An 8717-nucleotide genomic window follows, 5' to 3' on the forward strand; every position below is an offset into this window, starting at 1 on the left:
TTGGTTTAAATGGTATAATGCAGTGCCGGGGTAGCGCAATTTACTTATCTTTTGTAAACTCGTCTGTAAAATGTTCGCGGTGTTTTTCTTTGGAGAATTTACCGGCATTGTAACTTTCCGACTGCCCTTTAGGAATAGACAGCGAGTTCCATTTTTCATCACAAAGCATTTTACCGATAAAAATAATCTGCCCGATATGGTATGGATAATGGGCCAACTGCCGGTTAATAGCTTCTGTAACCGTATGCCCCATGTTACGGATATAAATTATCCGGTCAAGATCAGTGTCATTCAGGCTATCAAGCGTGCTTAAAAGCGCATCCCAGCCCTTGCTCCATAGTTGCAGCATTTGGTCACGAGTCGCGGTAATTTCTGCAAACTCTGCCTCGCGGTTGCGCCATTCTTTTTCACCATCCGTATTGAAAATATCCGTCCACCGGGATAGCATATTTCCTGAAAGGTGATTAACGATCATGGCTATACTGTTCGATTCGGCATTAAACTGCCAAAGTAGTTGTTCATCAGTAAGTTGGTCAAATGTTTTTTCGCCCAGCATTTTATAGTAGGCAAATTGTTTTTTAACGCTTTCCAAATATTCAGATGTCATAAATAAAGTTACCATATTTTTATTGATAGCCTATGTCAAATACTTAAAAATCATCGTTTAATATGAGTAGGAACATGAAATTTCTACTCATAAATTTTGCCTGGCTATTATTTATTTATTTTTTAAAACATTTTGCTATAAGATAATATTTTAATAGCTAAGCCCGGTTTAGTAATCTTGTTCATTTCTGTACTTAATATGCCTATAAAACACCGTTCTGCCTTACCTACCGACATGCTAAGGGTCTTTGAAACGCTGCCCCACCCTTATCTGATCTTATCAAAGGAGCTGTTTATACTTACTGCAAGCCACGCGTATTTACAACTAACCGGGAAAGTACGGGCCGAGCTATTTGAAAAATACCTGTTTGATGTTTTCCCAAAAATACCGGATTGGTCTGCTGAAGAAGGAGGCATAGCTTTTTCACTGGCACAGGCTATTGAAACCGGCAAACCGCACACGTTACCTATAACCCGTTTTGATATTCCTGATCCGGACAATGAAGGCAAATTGCTGGAACGATACTGGGACACCACCCACACTCCCGTTTTGGATATGGAGGGCGATATATGCTATATTATTCACCATACCCAGGATGTAACTGAACAGGTACTTGCCGAACGGAATTTAAAAGCCAGTTTGGAAAAAGAAAAGGAAACTGCCGCCAAAGCCACCCGCCTCAGCCTTCAAATGGAAAAGCTTTTTGAAGAAATGCCGGCCCAAATTGCTGTTGTTACCGGTCCCGACCTTATTTATGAGTTTATAAACCCTCAATACGAAAAAGAATTATTTCCCGGACGCAGGGTATTAGGCAAACCTTTATTAATGGCCCTGCCCGAGGTTGCCGGCCTGCCCGTATGGGAATCACTGCAACAAGTTTATAAAACCGGTGAAACCTTTGCCGGTAATGAAATATGTATACCGTTGGCAAAAGAAATTGGCGGCAAAGCCGAAGATCATTATTTCAATTTTATTTGCCAGGCCTTAAGAGACGAGAAGGGTAATATTACCGGTGTTTTAAGTTTTAAGTATGATATAACCGAACTGGTTTTGGCGCGCAAGCGCCTGGAACAAAGCAGCAATGAATTACTGGCCCTTAATGAAGGATTGGCTCAGGCTAATGAAGAAATACAAGTTACCAGCGAAGAAATACAATCGGCCAATGAAGAGTTGAGCGCCACTAATGAAGAATTATATCAGGCCCAGCAAAGCCTGCTCAAGCTAAATGACGAATTGGAAGAAAGGGTTGAACAACGTACGCTTGAATTGCAAAACGCACAAGCCGAAATTGCCGGCCAAAATGAAAGGTTAAAAAGATTTTTTATGCAGGCCCCTGCCGGTATATGTATAATTGACGGCTCCGACTTTGTGTTTGAACTGGTAAACCCTGCTTACCAGCAACTTTTTCCGGGGCGAGAGCTTACTGGTAAACCATTACTGGAGGCATTGCCCGAACTTAAAGATCATGCTGTATATGATATTTTAAAAAATGTTTACAAAACCGGCGACACTTTTGAAGGCAGGGAATTACTGGTACCGCTTGCCCGTACACCCAATGGGGCAATTGAGGATCGTCATTTTACCTTTATTTATCAGGCACGTTACGATACAGCTAATAAGATAGATGGTATACTGGTTTTTGTTACCGAGGTTACGGAAGAGGTGCGCACCAGGCAAAAAGAAACCGAAAACGAGCAACGCTTCCGATTTTTGTTAAATGCCATACCCCAACAGGTATGGACAGCGCGGCCCAATGGCAAGCTTGATTATGTGAACGAGGTGATCTGTAATGATTTTGGGCAAAATGCCGATACCATTACCGACCGTGGCTGGCAGCAATTTATACACCCAGATGATATGCAAAGCTGCCTGAAAAAATGGCTTACTGCATTAAAAACAGGCAGAGAATACCTGGTAGAATTTCGATTAAAATTTCATGACGGACAATATCACTGGCACCTTGCCCGCGCTGTTCCGCTTATAGAAAATGGCGAAATTACGTTGTGGCTGGGCACTAATACCAATATTGACCTGCAGAAAACCAACGAGCAAAAGAAAGATGAGTTTTTGTCTATCGCCAGCCATGAGTTAAAAACGCCGCTTACCAGTATCAAAGCATTTAATCAATTGATGCTCAGGATAAGTGACCCACAAAAGCTTACCGGATTTGTTCAAAAATCTGCTGCTCATGTGCTACGGCTCGAAAAACTGATCAATGACCTGCTGGATGTATCGCGTATTAACGCCGGCAAAATGGAGTACAACATGGAATCCTTCAATTTCCGTGAAATGCTTATTGACACTATTGATGCTGTGCAGCATACCACATCCTCGCACCGTATCATACTGGAAAATTCCGAAGATGTAGCTTATATTGGCGATCGTTTCCGGCTGGAGCAGGTGGTGAATAATTTATTGAGCAATGCTATCAAATATTCGCCCCAGGCTGATAAGGTAATGGTAAACTGCATTGTAAACGAAGAAGATAACAGCCTCATTGTATCTGTACGAGATTGGGGCATAGGCATTGAAGAAAAAAACCTGACCAGGCTATTTGAACGTTATTATCGTGTTGATAATACAGCTATGCGTTTTGAGGGACTGGGATTAGGTCTATTTATTTCGGCCGAGATATTGAAAAGGCATAACGGCAGTTTTTGGATCGAGAGTAAACCTGATGAGGGCTCTACCTTTTTCTTCCGGCTACTGCTTGCCCCGTCAAAAAAAACAGAGCCCATTAAAAACGAAGATCATTATTATAAAGACAGTTCCATTACGCTTAGTTACAATAAAGCCTACGAACGCATTGATGCCGACTGGACAGGCTTTCAAAACCTGGACACAGTACAGCAAGGCTGTTCACACATGATGGATATGCTGGTGAAAAACAAGGTTCATAAGATATTTAATAATAATATCCATGTGTTGGGTAATTGGTCTGAAGCGGCAGATTGGGGCGCTCAGGAATGGTTTCCGGCTATGGAAAAAGCAGGGTTACGATATTTTGCCTGGGTAAATTCGCCAAGTGTATTTAGTCAGCTATCGGCTCGTAAAAGTGCAGATTCGTCTTTAAAAAAGTTAAAGATTCAGTTTTTTACTGAGGCAGCAGATGCAATAGCCTGGATCAATGAACAATAGGCTTTAACCAGCCTGTTATTTCATTACCTTCAAATACCCTTTCAATTCATCCTGCAAGTGCTTTGCAGTTTCAATAACTGATTTATCGGTTATGTAATGCTCTATGTCTATGTCTTCACCTATTTGATCTTTCTTAAATACATCCTTAAAGCTGAAATATTTCAATGAAAAATTCCAGTCTTTCTCCAGATGCTTAAAGAGCCCGGTGTCGGCATCGTTCAACATCGAATAGTTAATTACAACAAATGAATCGGGATCTAATTTTTTAATGCAGTTTAATATCTCCTGATTGTAGGCTATCCATACTTTTAAGTACTCTGCTGCCTTACTATGCGAAAGCTTTTGCTGCCTGCGTTTACGCCTTACCTTTAGCCATAACAACCGTGACAAGTATTTTCTGGCCAGGTATTTATTATCCATAATTTTAAACTCGCGTCTTAACAACGAGCTCACTACAGATTGATAATCACGTAAAATGATGAGATAACAAGCATCGGGCAGCAATTCCTGGTAAACATCCAAAAACAGGCAGGTACGCGGGTCTTTCCATCCCCATTGGTCGTATAACTGCTGCTTTATTTTTATAATGGTTTTTAATTTCTCTTTTTCGTAGATAGAAAAATTATCAATATGCTCATCGGTTAAGCCAGAAACCGGCAGATTGTTATTAGCCAGTACCTCTTCGTGCATCTTCAAAAACTCTACATCTTCAAAATGGCCATCAGAGTTGCCATTATCAGGGCCTAATTGTTTTTCGCCAAGTTGCAGCCCGCATTTGAACAGCCATTGCGAAATAAGCGATGTACCGGAGCGATGCATCCCGGCTATAATAAGGGTTCTTTTTTGCATAAGTTTTTAAAAAGACAATTAATTAAACATGCTTAAGCAAGTAGCTTAAAAACTGTCAGTCATATTATAAACGCTTCGTTCTGTAGTAGGAAGATTACTTAATATATAGTAAAGCAATAAAGAAGTACTTTGTTTTACATTATCCTGGCTGGTATTAATGTAAAGATCAGCATCATAGGGTACATCAAACTGATCATTAATGCCGGTCAGGTTTCTGAGTTTATCAGGATGCGAGTCTGGTAAAAGAGCTCTTTCATAAAGCCCCTTGGTATCGCGGGAAATCAATCTGTCAACAGGGCAATCCACATGTATAATATGTACATGGTTGTACTTTGCGATAAGTTCCCGCCTAACTTCATCATAAGGATTAATGGCGCTAACGATGGTAACAATTCCCTGGGCCGAAAATCTGCTGGCAATAAAGCCTAATCGCCTGATGTTTTCACACCTGTCGGCCTTTGAAAAGCCGAGATCTTTGCATATTTCCTGGCGATATTCATCGCCATCGATGATCTCTGTTCTTATCCCAAGTTCGATCAATTCAAGAGCAACATTTTTGGCTAATGTTGTTTTTCCTGCACCGGATAAACCGCAAAATAAAAGTATCATACCTAATAGTTAAGTTAATTAATATCATCTTGCGAAAGCGTTGCAGGACACTTTCAGAACGTGAACTTATAAATTAACTTATCTTTAATATGGCTCGGTATTGTAAATAAGCCTTTACAATCAGGATAAAAGCTGGTAGTTAGAGCAGGAATTTCATGCTAAAATCATCCAAATGATTTAAAAAACACAGTTTTCAGGCAAATCTTCCTTGTTACGTTAAGCAGCAATAAATTGATACACCTATCAAAAATGTTACGCTTTTTAACCTCGGAGACAAGGACTTGAAACAGTTTTACATCAATTAGTGTAGTATTTTAAACATCAGTTCTTTCATCAGTTCGCCATGTGGCGCGTTAGAGTCAACCCCTTTGCTTTTCAAATCATAATCGCGCAGGTAGCTGATAATCTGCATTGTTTTTGGATAGTTGTAACTGCGCCCGGCCTGCTCATAATCTTTCACAAAATAGGGGTTTACACCTAATTCGCGGGCCAGGTTTTGCTGCGATTTGTCTTTTACATAATGATAAGCCAACACTTTACTAAAATAATTATTCAGGTTACCCAGTATCAACACAATTGGATTTGATTTAGGGTTGGCTTCAAAATAGTTGATGATCTGGTTAACCTTATAAGCATCCTTTTTACTCAAGGCTGTTTGCAATTCAAATACATTATATTCTTTACTGATGCCAATATTATCCTGAATATGCTTTAGCGTAATTTCCTGACCCGAGGCTACATTCAGCATCAGTTTCTCCAGTTCATTGGCAATTTTTGACAGATCGTTGCCCAGATATTCAGAAAGCATAGCCGACGCCTGCGCGTTGATCTTGTACCCTTTATCGCTGATGTAACCCTCTATCCAGGCAGGTATCTTACTGTCATACAATGGGGCTGATTCAAAAATGAGTCCGTTTTTTTCAATGGCCTTATACGTTTTTTTACGCTTATCAAATTTGCCATACTTATAGCAAAACACTAAAATGGTACTGGGCAATGGATTTTCCAGATAGCTCAATAAAGGGTCAATACTTTTTTTATTATCATCATCCTTACCCCACTTCATATCCTGCGCCTCTTTCACCATTACAACCTGGTAATCAGCCATCATCGGGTAACGTTTGGCCGCGTTAAGCACGGCCATCATCTCGGTATCTTTGCCGTAAACAACCGTTTGGTTAAAGCCTTTTTCGGCATCAGAAAGTAAGCTATGTTCTATGTAATTGCTAACCAGATCAATAAAATACGGTTCTTCACCGTGCAGCAGATACAGGGGTTTATACTTACGATTCTTAATATCTTTTAATATCTCTGCTGCAGTCATGGCGGTGATTCAATTCAAAAGTCAAAAGTAAAAATTCAAAAGGACAAGCATGTTGTCATATCAAATTTAAATAAGGCTTTATTGTTAATTTACTTTGAATTTTGCCCCGATAAGGGTTTTGAATTTTTACTTTTGACTTTTGAATTAAATAATGGATCTGCTGCAACCACTTAATCTTCCTCCATACCCCTTTAAAATAAGTGACCAAAACGGGCAGCTTACCTTATTTGATGAGATCAGAAAAAAAAATATCATTATTACCCCAGAGGAATGGGTTCGCCAACACTTTGTGCAATATCTTATTAAGCAGAAAAACTACCCTCGTACGCTTATAAAACTTGAGGGTGGCATGAAACTGAACGGCCTCCAAAAACGGACAGACATCGTAGTGTTTAATGCCGAAGGGAAAAGAATATTAATAGTGGAGTGCAAGGCTCCATCGGTAACTATTGATCAAAAAACGTTTGACCAGATAGCGCGTTATAACATGGTACACCAGGTATCATTACTGGCGGTAAGCAACGGCCTGCAGCATTATTATTGCAATATTGATCTGGATCAAAAGCGATACAGTTTTATGGAAGATCTGCCTGCCTATGTCAGGAACATTTAGGCTATAGCCATGTAATTCTGTATCTTTTCAATAAGTTCATCGGGCTTAAAGGGTTTTGATACGTAATCATTCATACCGGCCTCACAAATCTTATCCTTAATATCGGCCATTGCCGAAGCAGTTAATGCGATGATTGGTACGCGGGCCTTTTTAGGATCGGCCATTTTCCTGATTTCATTGGCTGCATCAAAACCGTTCATTATTGGCATCTGCAAATCCATTAGTATAATATCAAAATTACCATATTGCATAAACTCCACAGCGCGTTCACCATTTTCGGCAATAGTGGGGGTTATTTCCCATTTTGACAGCAGCTTTTTCATGAGCATTACATTAACCATGTTATCCTCAGCTATAAGTAACTTCAAATACTTCAGGCCAAATTTATCGGTATTTTCTGTTTGTTTGTTTTCATTTTTAATAACAACTTCTGTTGATACCGGAAATTCCATATTGAATGAAAATTCAGATCCCACTCCTTTTTTGCTCGATAAATTTATTTTCAAGCCCTGCATATTAAGCAGTCGTTTTACTATGGCTAAACCCAAACCGGTACCACTGTACTGGCGCGTAGTAGCTAATGATTCCTGAGTAAAAGGCTCAAATACGCTACTTAGGTTTTCCTCATCAATACCTATACCGGTATCTTTCACCAAAAAATTAACGGTAATGGTGTTGTGCCTGTCTTCCAGGCAGGTTACCATCACCTTAACGCTTCCCCGTTCAGTAAACTTCACGGCATTGCTTATCAGGTTAAAAATAATTTGAGTTAAGCGGGTAGGATCGCCAAAAAACACTTTGTCTTTCAGCGCCTCATCAATAGTTAATTTAAACTGTAAGCCTTTTTCTGTAGCCTTTAATATTTGCGCGCCGCAAATATTATTCATCATCTCTGTTAAATTAAAACGGATATTCTCAAACACGAGCTTACCTGCTTCTATCTTATTAAAATCAAGTACATCGTTTACAATAGCCAGCAGGTTATTAGCCGAAAATTTCAGTATCTCCAGGTTTTCCCTTTGTTCAGGCCTTGGGCTGCCCATCATCAGCAAATTACTCATACCAATTACGGCATTAAGCGGTGTACGGATCTCGTGCGACATGGTAGATAGAAATTCCGATTTTGCGTAAGCTGACTTTTCGGCCTTCTCAATAGCGCCTTCAAGTTGAACGTTTAATACTGCCTGCTTTTTAGCACTTAGCTTAAGCTGCCTGATGTTTTTAATAAAGGCATTGTAAAAGTGGCTGTGGATATAAATCAGTAGGATAAAATTGGCAAACAGGCTAATCATCATGGTTGCCTGATCAATTCGGTCGGGCTTTATGCTTATTACATAATTGTAGCGGTACTCAATGATCAAAAAAAGCAATACAGGTAAGGTATTTAATAAGGAGTATATGAGCCCCCACTTTTGCCCAACCATATAGTAGCCAAATATGATAATGATAATAACAACCTGTACGGTTATGATATTGATGCTTTGCAACGAGACGTAAACAATGCTCATATTGGCTATGGTACCCACAATAAGCAACGCGTGTGATATCAAATACCAATTGGGTTTGTAGGTTAATGC

7 protein-coding genes are annotated in these 8717 nt (G+C 39.7%); 2 read left to right on the forward strand and 5 right to left on the reverse strand.

The window, feature by feature from the left end; translation table 11 throughout:
- Window positions 1–40 precede the first annotated feature (40 nt).
- Entirely contained in the window at window positions 41–622 is a 582-nt protein-coding gene (locus AAGC65_RS07150) for a DUF1572 family protein (protein WP_343111742.1), read from the reverse strand.
- A gap of 183 nt (window positions 623–805) precedes the next feature.
- On the opposite strand from AAGC65_RS07150, the gene AAGC65_RS07155 reads away from it, so the two are divergent.
- Entirely contained in the window at window positions 806–3745 is a 2940-nt protein-coding gene (locus AAGC65_RS07155) for a PAS domain-containing protein (protein WP_343111743.1), read from the forward strand.
- 15 nt (window positions 3746–3760) lie between these two features.
- Here the strand turns inward: AAGC65_RS07155 and AAGC65_RS07160 are convergent, their stop codons facing one another.
- The 3 genes from AAGC65_RS07160 to holA all read right to left on the reverse strand — a co-directional run bounded on the left by AAGC65_RS07160 (window position 3761) and on the right by holA (window position 6527).
- On the reverse strand, window positions 3761–4594 hold the full coding sequence (locus AAGC65_RS07160; RefSeq protein ID WP_343111744.1) for a sulfotransferase: 834 nt from the start codon (window positions 4592–4594) through the stop codon (window positions 3761–3763).
- Window positions 4595–4639: 45 nt separating this feature from the next.
- Complete coding sequence (gene cysC, locus AAGC65_RS07165) at window positions 4640–5203, reverse strand: adenylyl-sulfate kinase (RefSeq protein WP_343111745.1); 564 nt, start codon at window positions 5201–5203, stop codon at window positions 4640–4642.
- 301 nt (window positions 5204–5504) lie between these two features.
- Window positions 5505–6527, reverse strand: coding sequence for a DNA polymerase III subunit delta (gene holA / locus AAGC65_RS07170; RefSeq protein WP_343111746.1), 1023 nt, complete (start codon window positions 6525–6527; stop codon window positions 5505–5507).
- 151 nt (window positions 6528–6678) lie between these two features.
- Here holA and AAGC65_RS07175 point away from each other — a divergent pair, with 151 nt between their 5' ends.
- Window positions 6679–7140: a type I restriction enzyme HsdR N-terminal domain-containing protein gene (locus AAGC65_RS07175; RefSeq protein ID WP_343111747.1), complete on the forward strand. Its 462-nt coding sequence runs from the start codon at window positions 6679–6681 to the stop codon at window positions 7138–7140.
- On the opposite strand, the gene AAGC65_RS07180 is transcribed toward AAGC65_RS07175, so the two are convergent.
- Window positions 7137–8717, reverse strand: a 1581-nt coding sequence (locus AAGC65_RS07180; protein WP_343111748.1) for an ATP-binding protein, incomplete at its 5' end; no start/stop codon positions are given. The genes AAGC65_RS07175 and AAGC65_RS07180 overlap by 4 nt on opposite strands.

Origin of the sequence: Mucilaginibacter sp. (genome assembly GCF_039207105.1) — a bacterium.
Taxonomy (GTDB): domain Bacteria; phylum Bacteroidota; class Bacteroidia; order Sphingobacteriales; family Sphingobacteriaceae; genus Mucilaginibacter.